This window comes from Carboxylicivirga sp. (assembly GCF_982718395.1).
The window spans coordinates 1-16,297 of the sequence record NZ_CEXQWX010000137.1 but is presented as its reverse complement, the minus strand read 5'-3'; the positions used below and the strand labels follow the sequence as shown (position 1 = coordinate 16,297).

The window sequence follows — 16,297 nt, the reverse complement described above, 5'->3', positions numbered from 1 at the left end:
AGATACCGAAGGACAGATTATTGCTTCATTTAGCGATGTTAATGAGGTTAGTTACATCGATGAGTTACCTCCGCTTACCAGTGAAGTTTACTATTACATAAGGGTTTCGAATACAGAGGAACAAACACGAAACAGTAATAAAATTCAAGTTACCGAGCCTGCAGGCAAAATTTATTATTACTCAATCACGGATGCTGTGCACCATCCTGTAGAACCAATTGTTTACGTTGTAGATAGTGTATCTCAAAAACTTATATCAATTAATTATCATACCCAAACAGTACTTAATAGCGTTAGTTTAGGTGAAACAGTTGGTAAGATCGATATTGGTGATAATGGATATGGCTTAGAAATTTATGTTCCAAACAATAGTGGTTTTATTAAAATTTATAATGCAGGCACTTTAAATTTGGTTACATCAATCAATACAGGTTTCGCTAACAAATGTGTGGCAACAAATGGTAATGGTTACCTGGTTGCATCTATAAATGAACCTTTCTGGCGAGATAAACCAATCAGAACCTATTCAAGAAGTACAGGTGTAAACATCAGTGGTAATGGAGATCATGGAGGTGATTATATTCGGTTTATTCCTGATACAGATAAAATCATCACGATATCAAATGGTGTCAAACCTGAAGATATGGAGTATCTGCAAATGGATAACACAGGAAAAATACTTTTGCACAAAGATGATCGATATCATGGAGCCTATCCTCTTGATCCAAAAATTTTTAGAATATCAAGTAATGGAGAATTTGTTATAACCGGAAATGTGGGAGCCATATACAGTGCAACCAGTTCAATGATTTATAAAGGAATGGTAGATAGAGGCAGCATGTATTTCTCAGATTTTGCATTTAGCCAGGATGGTAATACCATATACGCAGGAACCTCGAACAAAACTTCACTGCAGATTATTAATTACCCCGAATTAACACGTAATGATGAAATATTAACAAAGGGGTATCCCAAGTTTCTTTTTTATTCAAATGGTGAGATTATTTCCATAAGTAAAACAGAACCTGATCAAGACAACTATGCTATTGAACGTATAGAAATTGAATAAGCCGAGATTTATCTAATCGCACCAACTCTTTGTATAGAGTGTATAATATCTACAGCTCCAATATTCCAGTAATATTGGAGCTGTTTACTTTTTTAAGTGATCCACCATTACTCGCGTGCACCGACGCGAACTATCTGCGCTAGTAAGCGCAAACAACTTGCGCGCATAAGCATAAACAGCTTGCGTGCATAGGCGCAAATAACCTGAGTTAATAAGTCAAAGTAATTTGTATTATTACGACTCCTCTCCTACTACTATACGTTTATCAACAAAAATTAAAGTTTTATCAACATAAGCGTGCATATTAATGTAGAAATTCTAATTTAGTATTCACTAATCGGAAATAGAGTCAACTTACCCAGTATTAGGCTATGCAGAGTATCTGTTGGTATACTGTATCTAACAGATGAGGTAGGGATTATTAATAGGATTGGTACAGCAAAATAAAATTATATAACATGTAACGATACATCATAGTTGAAGATTAAGAATATAACGATTTATAAATGACATAATAAAAAGTACGCTTTTAAAAGAGATAAGGCAGAAATAAATACAATGATTTTACAATAACGTTGCAGCGAATAAAACCAAGATGATAATGAAACCAATTTATTATTTAATAGTTTTTCTGTTTTTCTTTGTAAACGGATGCAAAAAGTCTGAAGAACCGATCGAAAACAAAATTGACGAATTTAATTACATCTTGAACTCCATTCAGGAATATTACCCATTTACTGAATATAAGAATATTGACTTGGGAAAACTTCAGATAGAATTTGAGCCATTAATAGAAAATGCAACTGAAAGTGAGCTGGAAAATATATACGTTAACTTTCTTACGCAATTGAAAGACGGACACGCAAATGTATATTCTGAAAATGGTTTACCAATATATGGATTTAAAATTCCTCGCAGAGAAAAAGATATTGAGTCTTTTAATATTGAATTAGTCAAAGACTATTTGTCAAAAGATTTCAAAAATTTCAGTGAACTTTTTAAGTATGAAATCCTACCTGATAATATTGGATATTTGTATTACTCAAGCTTTTCGGGCAATATTAATGAGTATAAAAATTTTGATTTAATACTGAACTACTTTAAAGATACAAAAGGCATTATTCTAGACATAAGAAATAATGGAGGTGGAAATAACATTTCATCTTATTATATCATTAAAAGACTCATATCAGAGCCTCTTCAAGGAACAGTATGGACAAAGAAAGGCGGTGACTTTTACTCGCAAGAAACCTACTCTCCAGAAGGTGTTTTCCAATATACAAAACCAATAGTCGTATTAATTAATGGTGCAAGTTTTAGCTCTGCAGAAAGCTTTGCTAATCTTTGTAAAAAAGTATCTCATATTACTTTAATTGGAGCTACAACTGGTGGTGGCAGCGGAGTTCCTGAAAGATTTGAGTTGAAGTATAGTAATATTAACCTAAGGTTCCCAACAAGGTGCGAAATGAGGTATGATGGAAAACATTATGAGTGGGTAGGAATACTTCCTGATATACTTATCTCACAGACAAAAGAAGATATTCAAAACAGAAGAGACAAACAATTAGAAAAAGCAATTGAACACTTGAATAAATAATTACGCACTACAACACTCAATAAAAAACATAAGGCAGAAAGTGCTAAAATTTAAAGACATAGATTCTAATATACCGCTTGGTAACTTGAGACGTGGGTTCTTTGAAATACCTTACGTTTCTTATTGCCAACCGTTGTTATATTTGACCTGTAGAAAGTAACCAATATCTGATATTTGAACATGAGATTAATATATTCGAACTATGATTGAAGAAGTTAAAGTAATAGTTTCCTTTTTAACCCCAATCACTGTATTGATTTTTGGAATTCTAATCAATAGAAAATTAGAGAAAAATAAAATTGACTTTCTAAAGGAGAAAGAGTGGCAAATTCATTGGTCGAAACGATTTATTGATACTGCATATGAATTAAATACGAATATCTCATTATTTATTTGTGCATTATTTGATTTACAAAAAGCTACAGAGAAAGAGCAACGTGATATCAATAATATGATCTCGAAATATCATAAAGAGATAACAATTAATGAATGGGAAATTAGAAACTATGTTCAGTTTGCTGAAAATAATAGGAAAGAGGTTATTGATACACTTCATGAGATTCTAACAGGTTTAACTGAAATCTTAGATAAGCGACAGGGAAATATTGAACCAATAAGGCAAAAACAATATGATTTTAATAAAGCGGCCAGAAAAGCTCATGCAGAAATTCTAAATATAAAAACGATACACAATAATGTATATACAAAAAAGGCATAATAGTAGTAAGTTCAAGGGCTTTAGCCTACTAAAATTATTTCAAGATTAAATAGTTATTTGAGAAACCTATAAGATATCACTAAAAACAAATAAGAATATGTTAGGATTATTATTACTGTATTAGATTGGTAAATTTTTTTACACATTAGCAGAACGTTACAACAAAAGTCGGTGGGGATATACAATTTTAGGAATTGTATCTTACTATTGTGGAATTTATCTATTTAGTATTGTAACAGGAATAATTTTGGAAATAATTAAACCTGGATTTTTTGATACTTTTAACGAAATCTTATTCGGTTTATTAATGCTCCCTTTTGGTATTTTAACTTGCTATTCACTGTATAAGTATCTAGAAAAGACCTGGAAAAATAATACTTCGGACTTGGTTAACAGGATAAATGAAATAGGTAAACAGGAATAACCACTTTGACTTTATGAGGTTATAAGCAATTTAGCACAGACTTGATTACGCTGTCCCTAACCCTTTTAGCATGATAAACAATAAACCGTGCAAGAGGACTCGTACAGCAGAAGTGTTTGTGAACTTTAAGAGTTATGCTATATAAATCAAAGTCCTTCATAAACAATAAATAAAGGATCAATCAATGGAAATCAATTATGGAACTCTAATAGATAGAGTAAAAGCACTAACTATAGACTCAGTAGTTATTATGGTATTTGGACTTATTACTGCCATTACATTTAATAAATTTGAAGACGCTCCAGACTTTATGCGAGGAATTGCTTTTATTCTAATCTTCTTATTATATGATCCTATTTTCACAAGTACATTTGGCGGAACAATTGGTCATTTGTCGATAGGATTAAGAGTAAAGAAAGAAAAAGACCACACAAAAAAGATAATTTTTCCAGCTGCAATTCTAAGATTCATTATCAAGGTTTTTCTTGGATGGATTTCTTTATTGACAATAACAGGCAATAGCAAAAATAAATCAATTCATGATTCGATAGTTAGTTCCGTTGTTATAAAGATCTAATTCAATACAATTGCTTTTGGAGGTAAAAAATTAATAGCACAACTACAGCAAGATTGGCCTCGTTGGAATAAACACATTAACCAATGGGGAGTTTAACAAGTCAACTCTAACGCACAAATTGAAAATCGCTTAAGCCGATCTTTTCTCCCAATAAATAACTAATAAAACCATGAGAAAATTAATATTACCACTTATTCTTGGCCTGCTTATTTCATGCAATCAGGCGGATAATAAATTGATATACGAAGAGTTTATTGATGGCTATTATAACGACGGATTTGAAAGCATTGCAGAACTACTAAGTGACTCAATAATAATAGCTGATATTGAGGAATATAAAATGAAATATTCGAAACAAGAATTTGAAGTGTATTACAAATGGGATTCAGTTTTTAAACCGGAATATAGCGTTCTGGAGTTAGGTCCAATAACTGATTCTACAATAAATGTTACGCAATCAGTTACGTCAAAACGCTTTGAATTTCTGGATAATAGCCCATTGATTACACGGCACCGTTTTTACTTTACAGACAATAATATTACTAAGATTGAGAACGTGGAGTACCTCAACGTGGATTTTGATGTATGGATTGCGAGAAGAGATTCGCTGGTTAACTGGATTAACCGTAACCATGAGGAGTTATCCGGGTTTATATTTGATATGACTCAGGAAGGGGCCGAAGACTACTTAAAGGCAATCGAACTGTATCAAACAGCGACACTGTCAGCTAATTCTAATTAAATAAGCTAAAGCTGGCATAATACATTTGCTGATGCTATAAAGTGGAGTTTTTGTATGCTTAGTTCTGTTTTTCATTAACTGAATAAAATTTCAGATTTTTTACTTTACCTCTTAGCGGAATATCACTTAAGAACTTACATTGATACTTGTGGTCCGCATCCATTTGGTCAAGTATATGCTCTGAAACAATTAACTGCTCATTAAAATCATTACACTTAGCTTCAAGGCGGGCAGCCGTATTTAATACATCTCCATGAAATGCGATTTCCCGTTTTACATCACCTATTTCCGTAAGCGTTACAAGGCCGGCATCCATACCAGCTTTATACCTGGGAACTTCTCCATATTTTGATAGAAAAGACCCTTCTCGTTGTTTTAGAATCTTATTGAATTCAAAATAGGTATTAATACAATTGAGGTGTTTAAACCCATCTTTCAATTTCCAATACAGAACTACTTCGTCTCCCACATATTGGTATATCCTTGCTTTATGCTTAAGGATAACAGGTGTAAGTTCATGGACACTCTCTTTAATAAACCGGCTATAAGCATTGTTACCAAGCTTTTCTGCAATTCTGGTTGAATCTTTAAGATCGAGGAACAGAAAAACTAATTCTTCATTTCGGGGATGGTAATACTTCCCAATCAATAGTTCGACCATTGTTCTTGGTCCAAACTTGTTACTTATGGAAATGATGAAGTTGGTTAAAAGGACAAACATCAGCCAATAAGCCAGGAAAGATGATATAAGACTGAATGAGGGGAAATTTTTCAGGTTTTCCTGCATCTCTGGGTTGATTAATCTCAACAGAGAAAAGAATTTATATAAGCTTACACCGATAATCGAAAGGGCCAAAATATATAAGGCACTTTTTAATAGTATATTAAAGCCAAAACTCCTTTTTCGAATAACCTTCGTTTCTGTCAAACGATTGATCAGGATGAAAAGTGTACCAAATAAAATGCCTGTCAGAATAATCTCAAGATGCCAGGCATTGGTATCAAAATAATCGTGAAGAACACCTTCTTTAATAAAATCCTGTATGCCAAAATAAGAGTAAAGAGAATACAAATAAAAGAAGATGATAAATGCAGAAACGATAAAAAGCCATTCCTTTAAATTGAATCTCATGCTTATTGATATTATTATTTATGCGCTTCAATATAAAAACTATTTTGCGCTCATGCACATATTGAGATTCGATTATGAGTCTCCTGTAAAAGATCTGTTTACCTTGAACGTTTTAATTCATCCTCAAAAACAGCTTAATTTAGCTAAATATTGAGTATGCACAGATTTGACTCAATGAAGGTTCTCCCCTTGCCCACCCAAGTTTAAAACTTCGGCGGGCAAGGATTAGCCCTATACCTACTCTATTCTTTTTAAAGCTATGGTATACATACAGTAGGTAAAACCTAAAGATTCTACAAACCAATCCTTTTTCAGAAAGTAAGATGGTGAACAACCAAATAATTGTATTTCTCCTTTCGGGTATCTCTTACGGTAAATACTAAAATAGCCTCTTAGATTCGAGGGATCTGAATCACTTCTGGTAACATTCAACCTGACTCTTTCAAAGTCGTTCAACCATATTGGAATTGTTGGAAATTTATCTGCAAAAAGAATATTAACTTCCACAGGCGCATCAACCGTAAAAGAAAGACATAAATCTTTTTCGTCTGTCAGTTTATCATTACCGCAAGTCAGTATGTGTGTGCATCCTTTTAATTCATCGGGAATATAATTAAATGTATAATCCCTGTCCATGTATTGCTTCCCATTGGGTAACAATTCATTAATACCATATTCTTTTCCGCTTGTAGCAACCAGGTTTGTAATTTTTATTTTTCCTGAATCCATCTCGATTAATTTTATTTAATACAATAAAGCTAGAATGGCTTATGGTATCATAAAAGCTTTAATAGCAAGAAAATGAATGGTAACGCTACCGAAAACGTTACCTTTTTACGGAAACGTTTTAAAAGATCTTCAAGTTGTTTCTTTTCCCGCTGATTGCGCAGGTTATCGCAGAACTTCATTCATACAAAATACGTTTTGCAACTTTAATACTAAAAATATATAAGTTTGTAAGGCAGCAACTTATAAAAATAAAATGGAAGCTGCTTTCGCCAATTCAACATTACCTGATAAGCCTGATTTAGAAATGATAAATGATTTAACTTACAGATTGAGAAACAAGTTTTATAGTTCCCCGGTAGCTCAATGAAGTTTGTAACATCGGTGTATAATCAAAATCAATTCCCTTTCATCTCTAATTCCTATTACAGTCCCTCAATTTTATTACAAATTGAAATACACTATTTTCGCTGAAAACAATCACTGATGACAATTCGCAACAAGATAAAAGCCGTTTTTTTCGATATGGACGGTGTACTATACGATTCCATGCCTAACCATGAATACACCTGGATTCATAGCTTAAAGGAATACGGTATTGATTTTTCACCGGAAGAAGCCTATATGAATGAAGGGCGGACCGGTTTTTCAACCATTCGCATAGCCTTTGAAAAATACCTGAACAGGCTGCCCAGTCGTGAAGAAGAGGAAGCGGTTTATGCCTTGAAAACAAAACTGATGAGTGAGCGTCCACAGGCGCCAATATTGCCCAGAATGCAACAACTACTTGATGAACTTCGACAGAGTGGTATTGATGTATATGTGGTAACCGGTTCGCGTCAACCGGCACTTGTTGAAAAGTTGAATGGACATTTTAATATCGATGCTGAGCACCTGGTGAGTGGTGCTGATGTCAAACAAGGGAAACCACACCCCGAACCTTATCTGATTGCCTGGGAACGAAGCGGATTCAAGAAGGAAGAATGTATTGTTGTAGAGAATGCGCCAATGGGTGTTGAATCGGCTAAAGCGGCGGGTATATATACCATTGCGGTTAATACGGGTAAGCTTTCGGATCAGGTTTTGCTTGATGCAGGGGCTGATGAACTTTTTGGTGATACTGAAAAGCTATACATTTCACTTACTAATCAATTATAAGCCAAAGGTATGTCCGACATTAAAGAACAATTACTCGCTGAGCTTAATCGTAGTATTGATAGTAAAATAGAGGCTATAAGAGCAAGCATTGCTGATATCTCTGACTCGATGAAAAACGATACCAAAAGCAGTGCCGGTGATAAATTTGAAACCGGGCGGGAGATGATGCAGATAGAGCTTAACAACAAGCAGCTTCAGCTTAATAAGCAGCTTCAGATAAAGAAAGATTTGTCGCAGGTCAACCTCAACAAATCATATGATAAGGTTGAATTTGGAAGCCTGGTAATGACCAATAAAGGCAACTATTTTATGTCAGTCGCTTTGGGTAAAATATTGATTAACCAATCCGGCTATTTCGCATTATCAATGGCGTCACCCATTGGTCAGGCCCTGAAAGGCGCTACCGTTGGTGATAAAATCCACTTTAATAACCAGGATATTGAAGTGTCAGATATTTGCTAGTATATCCAATGTTTATATACTTTACTCACCAGATGACATTTAGATGGTGCTAATAGTCATCAGGTGAGTTGACCTTTGCAAACCAGTGATTGGTGATAAATTGTCTGCTGATTAAACTTTAAACTCATCAACCTTTCAACTCTTAAGTCTTTAAAACTCCTGTTAATACGTGAATTACGACTAAATAAAACTCAGCTATACTTTAAGTCCAATTAATAGTATATCATCAACTTGTTCATTATTACCTTTCCATCGATTATATTCTTCAATAACCAGTTCTTTTTGATCAACCATTGAATTATTCTGAACAGAAAGTAATAGCTCTTTTAATCTTTTCGATTTATATTTCCCCCCGGTTTCTCCACCAAACTGAGAAATAAGTCCATCTGAAAATATATAAAGACAATCATCTGTTTTAAGATCAATTTCCTGATTGGAAAAAGAGATTTGATCTTTGGGGTGAACTCCAATGGGCATTCGATCAGCATTATACTCTCTCAATTCGAATTGTTCACCATCTTCTTTCCTAACAATATAAAGCGGATTGTATGCCCCGGCATACTGAACTTTTGTTTTATCTTCATCAATAATACAAATGGCCATATCAATTCCATCCTGAAATTCGTAATTATCTCCCGTTTGCCCTAAAGCAATTTTCAACTCCTTTCTTAATTCATCGAGAATATCACTGGCTTTACTAATCTTGTTTCGACTAACCAATTCATTTAACAAACTTATGCTTAACATACTCATCAATGCGCCGGGCACTCCATGACCGGTACAATCAGCAGCAACAATCACAATCTTATTATCAAGCTTTGCAAACCAATAAAAATCTCCACTAACAATATCCTTGGGTAAATAGAAAATAAAGTTTTCAGACAAACAGTTATCTATAATGGACTTATCAGGGAGAACCGCATTTTGAATTTTCTGAGCATAACTGATGCTGTCGGTAATTTCCTGATTTTTAATGGCAATCTCATCCCTTTGATTTGTAATCTCTATATTCTTTTGCTCAATTAAGTTTTCATGTCTCCTGCTAATTCGCCGTGCAATAATAGATGCAGAGATGGCAATTATCAATCCAATAATAAGGGAGCCAATGGTATATTTATCTCTTAACGTCTTAAGTTCTGATGAGATAGCATTAATGTTTTCATGTGCATTTACATACCAATCTGCACCTTTTATGGGAACAGTATATATGATGTCCGTTCTCATTTTACCTTGTATAAAAATGCCTCCGGCTGGTTCACTCAAACCATAAATATCTCCAATATAACGCTCCTTATTAGTATCGATATTCTTAAAAACAAAGTCTTCTGTAAAAGTCATACCGACCGTCTTTGGGTTTGGATGACTAATCAACTGCATTTTTTTTGTATCATATATGCATAAGAATCCTTTATCGTGCTCCGTTCCGGTTATTGATGCCTGAAAATTATCAATGATAGAATCGATTGCCACTCCCCTGTTTATTTCTTTTTCAAGAATTAAAGCCATACGTTCTGCCTGACGTTTATTGACATCAATCTGTAATTTTACGTAGTGCTTCTGAAAGTAGTTGATCGAAATATTGATTCCTATATATCCAAATACAAATACGATTAACCCTACACCCAGAAAGGTATATAAGGACAGTTGAGTTCTATTTTGCATGCTTATGTATAATGTGTGTGATAAGGTATGAATTTTTCTATGGCATTTATAACGAGGAAAGTCGCTTAATTGTTTCTCATCTTGGCTCGTATGGCGACATAGAAAATATCAGATCTTAATTCTGAAGCATATACTAAGCGTACAATACACTTTATTCACCAGATGACACTTACAAGATGCCTATAGTCATCAGGTGAATGTGTAACACTGGAACTCTGAACCCAAAACTTTGAACTCACCACTAACTACAATCTATTCCGGTATATAAATAATCTCTCCATTCTCCAGTTGATAAGCCACACCTACCCGCTTGCCTTTATTACCGGACGATGAACTTTCATCCGAGGCTTTGTAGGTATCTATCTTCTCCCCTTTCTTGGTAATGATTTCCATGTTTTCCTGCCCCGGATTTTTCACCATGGTAAAATCATCTTTTGAGAACATCTCTGTCATTTTATACCTAGCTACCAAAGCCACCATCAATGCCAGGGCAAATACCATGGCCACATCAAACAGGTTGGATACGGTTGCCATTGGATCAATATCTTCTTCTTGTAAAAAACGTTTTGAACGACGCATGTTTTTGTTTTTTAGCTGACGGCTACTTGCTGATAGCGATGTTCAGCCTGGTTAATAAAATTAGCTGATGGCGGCTAGCTACCAGCTAGATTAATCAATAGGTTCTAATTGAGTATTGCAATCAGTGGCGGGCAACTTAGTTAGTATTTCTATTCATCGGATGACATTTACAAGATGCTTATAGTCATCAGGTGAATGTACACTCCCAAACTCCTCAACCCTAAACACTGAACACTGAACACTAAACACTAAACACAGAACTCTAAACTCTACTTTCTCTTCTTCAACAATTCCACCACAAACTCCAGATTATTAATATCGGCAGCAAACCAGCGGCGCTTGATCTGAAGTACAATAAAACCAACTGCTCCAATCAATAAGCCGATAACCGTAGTTGCAAAAGCCACCTGCATATTACTGGCCATGGAAGCGATATCGCCCGATGCCAATCCGACCAGTGCCGGTCCCATGGGAATTAAAGTACCCATTAAACCAAGGATAGGCCCGAGCTTAGCCAGAGTTTGACTACCTGCCAACTCTTTTTGGCATTGGATCTCAAAATCGTTTAGTGTTTTATCGAAATACACCTCTTCGGGTATGCTTTTCAATAATTTCTTTAAATAAATGGCACTGATTAGCTTGTCCGATGCCGGTGCGCGTTCCAGCTCCTCACGCACGTTATCATGATTCAATCCATCAAATACCGAACGCATTTGTTTGTTGAATTTCAGTTTGTGGATATACATGCTGTAAAAGGTACCAATCAGTATTAGTGCTCGTCCAAAAAATAAGAGCAACAATACTATTACCGGTATTAATAGTCCGGTTGATATCCAGTATAAGATTTTAGTTATTTCGTCCATTTTATAAATATGTTGATTCGTTTATTTGTTTGTCGATTTGGGGTTGCTTTGGGAAAGTGATTCGATAAAATCAATCTTAATGACCCAACTGCTTTTGGATTCGTTTTAGCCTAATCCGATACCAAAACGTACCGGCTATTATTCCGGTAACCACAGTAACTACTATTATTAGTAAACCGTCGTAAGCAAGGCTACTATCGGGTGCCTGGTTAACCGGCAGGCGGAGCATAATCACTGACAATATAATGCCTCCTATTAACTGTAACAGGTGAAGGATAAATTTCATCTCCAACTGCAGGTCAAACTCAGGTATAAGCATTCTGAATCCCCAACCAAGCAAATAGATAAGTACTACAGCCGCGAATGCAATGATGCCAGCCAGTAATTGAAAGTCAATACTATGTAACTGCAAAAAGACCAGGCTTTCGAGATAAAACAGCGCAGGAAAGATGATGATACCGGGCAGATAAATGGCATACCTGAGAAACTTTTTCACCGGCTCGTTATAATGCCAGCGTATCATAAAAATACTGATAAGCAGACCACTCAAGGCCTCTATAATCTGAAGTACGGTGAAATCTGTCATTAAGCCGGCATTTGACAGTGTAGCTCTAAAGCTCTTATAGCTTTGTTCAATAGCCCAATGGTGCATCAGGTAGATAAACAAAGTAACGGCCACTAACCAACTCCAAAGCAGCCAGGGCTTACGAAATAATTGTAATTGAATAGCGAATGATGCTATAGCCAGTACAAATAATATAACTACCAGTGTTTGCATGAAATTAGTTCTGAGTTCTTAGTACTCAGTGCCTGGTGCTCTTAGTATTGAACACCAGGCATCGGGCATTTATTTAAATTAATTTACAGGAGCCTTTCCTCTGCGACGACGAATAAATACGATGATTAGTACTAATACGATTAAGGCTATACCACCCACCGTTTTGATATCGATATGCATGGTTAGATCCGTTTCCTGCTTTGGCAGAACTTTTTCATCCTTCTTCAATACTACTTTGTCTTCCGTTGCTTCTTTTCTTGCTTCACGAACATTGTCTATCTCTTTCATGTAGGCCTGCTGCATCTCAGCCGATAATTGCTCGTTGATAAAGGCACGTAACTTGGTATTGTCACACACAAAGCCACTACATCCTGCCTCATGCTTTTTAACCAGTTCGGCATGCAACTGTGTCATGGCTTTAACCTGTTCCGGTGTTGCTTTCCACATTCCTTTACGCACTGTTTCCAGCATTACAGCAGTCATTTCCTGTAAAGCATACGGGTTTTCTTTCTCAAAGAAATCATGAACCTGCAGGTTGAGCTTATCCTCTACATATACATCATACAGGTCGCTCCACAGGCGTTCTTCCACCACTGATGGTTTCATCACATTCCAGCCAAAGGTATTGCGGAAAGTTTCGGCAAAGGAAGCTGCTGATGAGGCACCTCCTTTCATGTACTCTTTAATGTAGCACTCGTTTAATAAAGTGGTACGGCTCTCCACTCCTATTGCTTCTTTTAATCCCTGCACACGCGGGTTGGACGAATTACGGAAATCATTAAAGTAAGACTCTGCATCGTTACCAGTTACTTCTTTCACTGCCAGGTTCAGTCCTCCCATGAATTCATACACATGGTCGAGGCTTAAAGCACCCCAGGTATTACTCTGGCGAGGCTGCACCACAGCTTCGGTGTTCAGCAGGGCCGCTTCAAATACGCCTTTATTAAAATCACCCCAGGCTTCGTCACTGCCATACACAGCACCCATATTATTAATATAGGTTTGTGCAACTGTTTTAGTGCTGTCCCAGCGATCGCTGCTCTCGACCATACCCATTATGGCAGCACCGTAGTTACCGTTGACTCCTCCAAACACCCGTTGTCCGGCATAAGCACGTGCCTCTTTGGGAGAAAAACCTTTTTTGATCAGCAGCTTCTCTGCATCTGCCATTCCTTTCAAAACAAAGTTTTGCCCTTTATCTTGTCCAGCTTCAGCAGCCATGGCAATAGCCCGGTTAATAATAATCAGGCGCGAAGCTGCCAGATCGCGCAACTGTCCTGACGTTTGGACCACCACATCAATACGCGGACGTCCCAGTTCCTCTTCCGGCATTAATCGCAGGTCATTCATTTTACCCCGTGGTGTCCATACCGGCTCTACCCCTAGCATATAAAGTATCTGTGCAATGGTAGTTCCTTCCGATTCGATGAAACTACCAGCCCACAAGGTAAAACTGATTTTCTCCGGGTACTTGTCGTGCTTCTTTTGGTAATCGGCCAACAAATCATCTCCCAGTTTCTTAGCTACTTTCCAGGCTTCTTTGCTTGGTGTTTGTTCTGCATTAACCGATGTCAGGTTGCGCCCTGTTGGTACACTCTCGGGGTTAGCAACCGGATCTCCTCCTGGTGATGGTGGTGTATAGCCACCATTTAAGGCATTTAAGATTCCCCGCATTTCTTTATCCGGGCTGTTTGCTAACTCATTCTTTTTGGCAACAATGGACTTTAATGTGCTTTCCACATTCAAAACCGCCATGGCAAAGGCTTCTTCTTTAGGATCGGTCGGCTCTTCTTTTGGGGTCGCTCCCGAATTGCCATCCGTCTTCTTATCCTTTGCGTGATCATGCTTTGGTCCTTTTTTCTTACTCGCCGAAGCATGCGAATGTACCACTTTGTTCTCTTCCTTTTCTTTTTTAGCTGCCTGCTTAGCTTTCTTTGCTGCCATGCGGCGGGCCTGTGCTTCTTTGGCTGCCTTGTCTTTTGCTGCTTTCCAGGCTTTAGCCCGATGCAGGTCAGCGGTTGCGACAAGACTTTTCAAGGCCGGTTCCATATTACCGGTTTCAATTATCTCCGCAACAAATCTCTCAGATCTATTGGTATAATTACTTCTGAACCAAGTCCGATTACGCAATTGCTCGCGGGTTACAGCTTCTTTTTGCACATCAACTTCCGCCAGATGATAGGCCAGCTCATCGGTATGCATCATCAGAACTGTTTCATCCAGCTTAGCCTTAGTATAAGGTTCTCCCATGGTATAAAGTCCGCCGGTTACTTTCTCATGCGACAGCTCCTCCAGGAAATTAAGGATACGCACCATCTCTTCGTCAGAGTATGGTTCCGATACCGTATTATCCAGCCCCAGTTCATCGTGCATGCCTTCCTCAACAATCATTTTCTTAACCGATAGAGCATACTCACGTTTTAAAGCTCCTTTGGCGGAGGTATACTGATTCATTTTCTGCATCAGTATTTGCTTCGACTCCATGGCATTGGCTGACATAAACGGTGGTGTCAGGTAAGTTTGCAGGGCCGCATAACTGCGACGCTTGGCAATCATGCCCTCACCCACGTTACTGATGGTGTACACGTAGTTGTGCGGTGTGGTACCAATCAAAGGATCTGTCCAGTCGTAATCCGATAATGCGATTTGCTTGCCCGGTGTAAACTCTAAACTGCCATGCGTCCCAAAATGGAAGACGACATCAGCCTTAAATTCTTTCTGTATCCATAGATATGGAGCAATATAAGTATGCGGTGGAGCTACTTTCGCCCCGTGAATCAACTGAAATGTATTATCACCCAAACCCGGCATTTGCTGTGGCAGCAATGCCACATTTCCAAACTGCACACGTGCTATGGCGATGTATTCCTGCTCATCTTTATAAACGGCCATATATGAACCCGGTGCTTTACCATAGCGCTCTTCCACATCAGCAATCATCTCGGGTTGAAGCGCTTCTTTGCACCACTGATTATAGTCGCTTACATTAACCAACTCTGGTTGACCGGTGGCCAGGTAGTTATCAAAAGCACCAACAGCATAGGTGCCCAGCACCGGCCCTTTTTTCATTACAATCTTTTCAAACGATGGATAATCCTTTGGCAGATCACCCAAGTTGTAACCTTCCTTTTGCATACGCAGTAACACGTTGTGCAACGATGGTAGCACTTCCATATTGGCGGCGGTCAGGGCGCTTTTTCCGGGTCCTTTAAAATAGACAAAGGCCACTTTTTTGTCGGCATTATTCTGATCCTGCAATTGAAGATAGTTCTCAACAATCTGCCCGAAATTCTTTAAACGATTAGGTACGGCTTTAAATATCAGGAAGCCATTAGCATCTTCATACTCGGCAAACACAGCATAAGGTACAATACCTCCGTCAAATTCCGGCATAGTGACGCTCTGACTTAAAAGGCCACCCATCATGCCGTTTTTATCCGTTAACCAATCCTCGTAACGTTGATGAACAGTTATCGGGCAAAGCACCGGAATATTTTGTTTTTTCAGCCACTGATTTATCAACACAGCCGATCCGCCCATTGATAAGCGACCGTGTGGCATGTAAACAATCATATCGGGGCTGATTTCTTTCATATAGTTTAATCGCCCGCGGAATCCTGACACCGGATAGACATTAAGCTGGCGACTCTCCAGTTCGTGAATCAGACTATTCAGATGGTCGCGGTTGGCATTAAAGGGTCCGGGAATACTGGTGAAGAAGAGTACATTTTTCTGCCCTTCTTTATGAAAACCTTCTTTTTGACAGTAGGCCTCAAATTCGCTAACCTTCTCAAAGGCCACATCCTCATC

Annotated in this window: 14 protein-coding genes; 7 read left to right on the top strand and 7 right to left on the bottom strand. The window is 37.5% G+C overall.

Annotation, left to right across the window (positions count from 1 at the left end; all coding sequences use genetic code 11):
- From AC4MRQ_RS19685 to AC4MRQ_RS19665, 5 genes are all read left to right on the top strand, one after another.
- On the top strand, positions 1–1,069 hold a 1,069-nt coding region (locus AC4MRQ_RS19685), incomplete at its 5' end, for a YncE family protein (protein ID WP_491199424.1).
- 601 nt (positions 1,070–1,670) lie between these two features.
- Entirely contained in the window at positions 1,671–2,666 is a 996-nt protein-coding gene (locus tag AC4MRQ_RS19680) for a S41 family peptidase (RefSeq protein ID WP_491199423.1), read from the top strand.
- Positions 2,667–2,868: 202 nt separating this feature from the next.
- Positions 2,869–3,384, top strand: coding sequence for a hypothetical protein (locus AC4MRQ_RS19675; RefSeq protein ID WP_491199422.1), 516 nt, complete (start codon positions 2,869–2,871; stop codon positions 3,382–3,384).
- A 608-nt stretch (positions 3,385–3,992) separates the two neighbouring features.
- Entirely contained in the window at positions 3,993–4,385 is a 393-nt protein-coding gene (locus tag AC4MRQ_RS19670) for an RDD family protein (RefSeq protein ID WP_491199421.1), read from the top strand.
- Positions 4,386–4,554: 169 nt separating this feature from the next.
- On the top strand, positions 4,555–5,127 hold the full coding sequence (locus AC4MRQ_RS19665) for a hypothetical protein (RefSeq protein WP_491199420.1): 573 nt from the start codon (positions 4,555–4,557) through the stop codon (positions 5,125–5,127).
- Between the two features lie 58 nt (positions 5,128–5,185).
- On the opposite strand, the gene AC4MRQ_RS19660 is transcribed toward AC4MRQ_RS19665, so the two are convergent.
- The gene (locus tag AC4MRQ_RS19660) at positions 5,186–6,259 is read right to left on the bottom strand and encodes an adenylate/guanylate cyclase domain-containing protein (protein WP_491199419.1); all 1,074 of its coding nucleotides are present in this window, start codon (positions 6,257–6,259) and stop codon (positions 5,186–5,188) included.
- 237 nt (positions 6,260–6,496) lie between these two features.
- The gene (locus AC4MRQ_RS19655) at positions 6,497–6,988 is read right to left on the bottom strand and encodes a hypothetical protein (RefSeq protein ID WP_491199418.1); all 492 of its coding nucleotides are present in this window, start codon (positions 6,986–6,988) and stop codon (positions 6,497–6,499) included.
- 483 nt (positions 6,989–7,471) lie between these two features.
- On the opposite strand from AC4MRQ_RS19655, the gene AC4MRQ_RS19650 reads away from it, so the two are divergent.
- Entirely contained in the window at positions 7,472–8,143 is a 672-nt protein-coding gene (locus AC4MRQ_RS19650) for an inorganic diphosphatase (RefSeq protein ID WP_491199417.1), read from the top strand.
- A gap of 9 nt (positions 8,144–8,152) precedes the next feature.
- Positions 8,153–8,605, top strand: a complete 453-nt coding sequence (locus AC4MRQ_RS19645; protein ID WP_491199416.1) for a hypothetical protein — start codon at positions 8,153–8,155, stop codon at positions 8,603–8,605.
- A gap of 195 nt (positions 8,606–8,800) precedes the next feature.
- On the opposite strand, the gene AC4MRQ_RS19640 is transcribed toward AC4MRQ_RS19645, so the two are convergent.
- From AC4MRQ_RS19640 to AC4MRQ_RS19620, 5 genes are all read right to left on the bottom strand, one after another.
- Positions 8,801–10,267 carry a PP2C family protein-serine/threonine phosphatase gene (locus AC4MRQ_RS19640; RefSeq protein WP_491199415.1) on the bottom strand — a complete coding sequence of 489 codons (1,467 nt, stop codon included), beginning with the start codon at positions 10,265–10,267 and terminating at the stop codon, positions 8,801–8,803.
- Positions 10,268–10,519: 252 nt separating this feature from the next.
- Positions 10,520–10,846 (bottom strand): DUF2149 domain-containing protein, encoded by a 327-nt coding sequence (locus tag AC4MRQ_RS19635; protein WP_491199414.1) that lies wholly within the window; start codon positions 10,844–10,846, stop codon positions 10,520–10,522.
- A 269-nt stretch (positions 10,847–11,115) separates the two neighbouring features.
- Positions 11,116–11,709, bottom strand: coding sequence for a MotA/TolQ/ExbB proton channel family protein (locus AC4MRQ_RS19630; RefSeq protein WP_491199413.1), 594 nt, complete (start codon positions 11,707–11,709; stop codon positions 11,116–11,118).
- 76 nt (positions 11,710–11,785) lie between these two features.
- A complete protein-coding gene (locus tag AC4MRQ_RS19625; protein WP_491199412.1) occupies positions 11,786–12,487 on the bottom strand; it encodes a hypothetical protein in 702 nt (233 codons plus the stop codon).
- Between the two features lie 78 nt (positions 12,488–12,565).
- Positions 12,566–16,297, bottom strand: a 3,732-nt coding sequence (locus AC4MRQ_RS19620) for a cobaltochelatase subunit CobN (RefSeq protein WP_491199411.1), incomplete at its 5' end; no start/stop codon positions are given.

Excerpts from the sequence above, each read along its gene's own strand:
- AC4MRQ_RS19655 (WP_491199418.1), bottom strand. The coding sequence starts at position 6,988 with ATGGATTCAGGAAAAATAAAAATTACAAACCTGGTTGCTACAAGCGGA.
- AC4MRQ_RS19650 (WP_491199417.1), top strand. The coding sequence starts at position 7,472 with ATGACAATTCGCAACAAGATAAAAGCCGTTTTTTTCGATATGGACGGT.
- AC4MRQ_RS19635 (WP_491199414.1), bottom strand. The coding sequence starts at position 10,846 with ATGCGTCGTTCAAAACGTTTTTTACAAGAAGAAGATATTGATCCAATG.
- AC4MRQ_RS19645 (WP_491199416.1), top strand. The coding sequence starts at position 8,153 with ATGTCCGACATTAAAGAACAATTACTCGCTGAGCTTAATCGTAGTATT.
- AC4MRQ_RS19675 (WP_491199422.1), top strand. The coding sequence starts at position 2,869 with ATGATTGAAGAAGTTAAAGTAATAGTTTCCTTTTTAACCCCAATCACT.
- AC4MRQ_RS19665 (WP_491199420.1), top strand. The coding sequence starts at position 4,555 with ATGAGAAAATTAATATTACCACTTATTCTTGGCCTGCTTATTTCATGC.
- AC4MRQ_RS19630 (WP_491199413.1), bottom strand. The coding sequence starts at position 11,709 with ATGGACGAAATAACTAAAATCTTATACTGGATATCAACCGGACTATTA.
- AC4MRQ_RS19680 (WP_491199423.1), top strand. The coding sequence starts at position 1,671 with ATGAAACCAATTTATTATTTAATAGTTTTTCTGTTTTTCTTTGTAAAC.
- AC4MRQ_RS19670 (WP_491199421.1), top strand. The coding sequence starts at position 3,993 with ATGGAAATCAATTATGGAACTCTAATAGATAGAGTAAAAGCACTAACT.
- AC4MRQ_RS19640 (WP_491199415.1), bottom strand. The coding sequence starts at position 10,267 with ATGCAAAATAGAACTCAACTGTCCTTATATACCTTTCTGGGTGTAGGG.
- AC4MRQ_RS19625 (WP_491199412.1), bottom strand. The coding sequence starts at position 12,487 with ATGCAAACACTGGTAGTTATATTATTTGTACTGGCTATAGCATCATTC.
- AC4MRQ_RS19660 (WP_491199419.1), bottom strand. The coding sequence starts at position 6,259 with ATGAGATTCAATTTAAAGGAATGGCTTTTTATCGTTTCTGCATTTATC.